Genomic DNA, 3264 nt, shown 5'->3' with positions numbered 1-3264 from the left:
ATGATGGGCGGCGGCGGTCCGGGCGGCGCGGGCGGCCCGCCGGGCATGGGCGGCGGTCCCGGCGGCCGCGGCGAGGAGGGTGGCGACCAGGCCGGTAACGAGGAGCTCGTGCGTGAGGTCCGTCAGCTCCGCGACGAGGTCCGCGACGCCACCCGCCAGCTCCAGCGCATCGCGCAGGCGCTCGAAGACGACTGAACTGACGCGACGCGATTTCTGTTACCGATACTGGCTCGTGCGGCGGTCGAACACGACGACTGATTGCGGGAGTACGTGTATCGATACGGTTGAGTGATTGTTTATAAATGAGCGAGTGGTGTCGCTGTCGGCTGTTTATAAATCATCGACGACTCCGCGGAGAAGACTTCCAAAGCCCCAGCCGGCGAGGCGGGCGCACGCTCGCTGTGCTCCTCACTCAGTCGCTCACGTTGTTCGCTCCCTCGTTGCGGTGCTTGCGTCGCCTGCGCCCGCCTCGCCGACTGCCCCTTTGAGTCCCACCCGACTGCAAAGCACCGCAGCCTCACGCCTCCCCAACCTCGTCGCTCGCTTCGCTCGCGACTCCCTCGCGCGCTCTCCTCACGCCCGGTGGGCGCTCGGAGGCGCGCGCCACAACACACCATTTATAAACGAAGGCCGCTGTCGCTGACATACTCTTAAATAGCGCCTTGCCACCGACGAACTGCAACACCCAGTCCCGCTATCTCTCACCTCCGGCTTCGTACTGGCACTCAAAAATCGCGGCGTCGATAGCCTGTTACCGACGGTTCGCCACGTTTAACACTCCGACCAGCCGCACGACTCGCACGTCTTGCAGCCCTCGGAGTAGTAGAGGTTCATCCCGCCGCAGTCGGGACACTCGGGCGATTCGCCAGCCGCGATGAGTTCCTGCATCGCGTCGTCGGCGCCGGCCGCGTCGTCCCCGCCGCTCGGGCCGGCCCCGTTCGCGCTCGGGCCGTCGGTCGCCGCGTCCGCGTCGATCGCGCCGACCGCGCCGCCGTCGGTCTGGCTCGTCGGCTCGCTCGCCAGGTCGCGTTCGACGTCGTCGAGGCTCTGCTGTTGCGGGATCCCCTTGTCGACGTCGTCGTCGAGGTAGCGGCGGAGCGCGGTGCCGATCGCGTCCGGGATCGACTGGATCTGCTCGCCCTTGTCCCAGGCGACCTTCGGGCTCCGGGTGCCCTGCAGCTCGTCGACGATCTCCTCGGGGTCGACGCCCGAGCGGAGCGCCGTCGAGATGACCTTCGCGAGCGCCTCGGTGAAGGAGTTGGTGTAGCCGCCGGAGTGGCCGATGTTCGCGAACAGCTCGAACGGCAGGCCGTTCTCGTCCTCGTTGATGGTGACGTACAGCTTGCCGTACCCCGTCTCGACGCGCTGCGTGACGCCCGACAGCGAGTCGGGCCGGGGGCTGCGCTCGCTGTAGTCGATGCTGGGCTGCTCGCTCGCCTCCAGCAGGTCCGCGATCTCCGCGTCGATCGCGGCCTGCACGTCCTCGTTGTCGAGGAACGCCTCGATGCCGCCGAACACCTCGCCGATCTGCTCGACGATCGCCTCGGCCGCCTCGCTCTCGTCGGCGAACTCCGTGTTCTTCGCGCGCGTCGTGAGCACCTGCTTCGAGCGGGTGCCGTCGCGGTAGACGGTGACGCCCTTCCCGCCGTGGTCGTAGATGTAGCGGTACACCTCCTCCATCTCCTCGGCGGTGGCGTCGTTCGGGAAGTTACACGTCTTCGAGATGGCGGAGTCGACGCCCTCCTGACAGGCGCACTGGACCGACGCGTGCTGCTTGCCGGAGAGGTCGCCGGTGACGACGAACAGCTCGCCGATGGCGTCCGGAACCGTCTCTAACCCGTCCACGCCGTCGAACTCGTTCGCGGCCATCTGCTCTTGGGCCTCCTGCTTGACGGCGTCGACGTCCACGTCGTTCTCCTCCAAGGTGCGCAGGAAGTAGTCGTCGAACTCGACGAGCATCTCGTCGCCCTGCACGTCGTCGGAGACGTTCTTGTAGTAGGCGACGTTGTAGATGGGCTCGCAGCCGCCGGTGGTGTTCCCGATCATCGACGTCGTGCCCGTGGGCGCGATCGTCGTCGTGTTGTGGTTGCGGATCGGGAAGCCGTCCTCCCACTCGTCGGCGTCGAGGCCGGTGTAGTGCTCGAACCAGTCGCGGTACTCGGTCGGGTCCGCGTACTTCGACTCCTCCCAGTCGTTGAACGTCCCGCGCTCCTGCGCGAGCTCGTGGGAGGTCTGCTTCGACGCGTGGTTGATGTGGGTCATCAGCTGGCGGGCGACCTCGTTGCCCTCCTCGGTGCCGTACTGGATGCCGAGCTGGATGTACAGCTGCGCGAGCCCCATGACGCCGAGGCCGATCTTCCGCATGTCGCGGACCTTCTGCTCGATCTTCTCGACCGGGAAGTCCGACATCGTCACGACGTTTTCGAGGAAGCGCGTCCCGTAGTCGATCCGCTCGTCGAACTCCTCGAAGTCGATCGCCTCCTCTAAGAACGCCGACATGGCGGCCTCCTTCGACTCGTACTCGTCGGCGTGCTCGGCGGACCAGACGCGCCAGTCCGGCGCGTCCTGCGCCGCGAGCGTCGAGAGGTTGATGTGGCCGAGGTTACACGCCTCGTACTCCTCTAACGGCTGCTCGCCGCAGGGGTTCGTCGCGAGGATCCGGTGGTCCGGATGCGCCTCGGTGTCGAAGGAATGCTCCTTGTTGACGCGTTCGAGGTAGATGACGCCCGGCTCGCCGTTCTCGTGGGCGCCCTCGATCATGTCGTCCCACAGCTCCTGGGCCGGGATCGACAGCTCCTCGCCGACCTCGACGTGCTCGCCGAGGCCGAACATGTCGTAGATCTCCTTCGTCTCCGGCGTCGTAATGTGCGGCTCGCCCGTGCGCGGGTTGGTGAACGTGAACTCCTCGTCGTTGTACAGCGCCTCCATGAAGTCGTCGGTGACGCCGACGCTGATGTTGAAGTTCGAGAGGTGACCCTCCACCGCGTTCCGGAGGTGTTCGGGGACCTTCCCGTCCTCGTCGATGAGGCCCCGGGCCTCCTCTAACGCCTCCTTGAAGGAGTTGTGCGTGAAGTCGTCGGGGTCGTTCAGGCGCAGCGAGTGAGCCAGCGAGACGTCCTTGTTCTTCGCGTGGATGAACTGGATCACGTCCGGGTGCGAGACGCGCATCACGCCCATCTGGGCGCCGCGGCGCGCGCCGCCCTGCGCGATCGTCTCGCACATCTGGTCGAACGTCCGCATGAACGTGATCGGGCCGGAGGCGAT

General features: G+C 66.4%; 1 protein-coding gene and 1 pseudogene. One reads left to right on the top strand and one right to left on the bottom strand.

The window, feature by feature from the left end; genetic code table 11:
* Positions 1 to 195, top strand: a pseudogene (locus SD626R_RS08940) (hypothetical protein); the annotation flags it as partial.
* 576 nt (positions 196 to 771) lie between these two features.
* Here SD626R_RS08940 and SD626R_RS08935 read toward each other — a convergent pair.
* Positions 772 to 3264, bottom strand: a 2493-nt coding sequence (locus SD626R_RS08935) for an adenosylcobalamin-dependent ribonucleoside-diphosphate reductase (RefSeq protein ID WP_092565825.1), incomplete at its 5' end; no start/stop codon positions are given.

Origin of the sequence: Halorubrum sp. SD626R (genome assembly GCF_001261915.1) — an archaeon.
GTDB lineage: Archaea > Halobacteriota > Halobacteria > Halobacteriales > Haloferacaceae > Halorubrum.
This window is presented reverse-complemented; position numbering and strand designations above follow the sequence as displayed.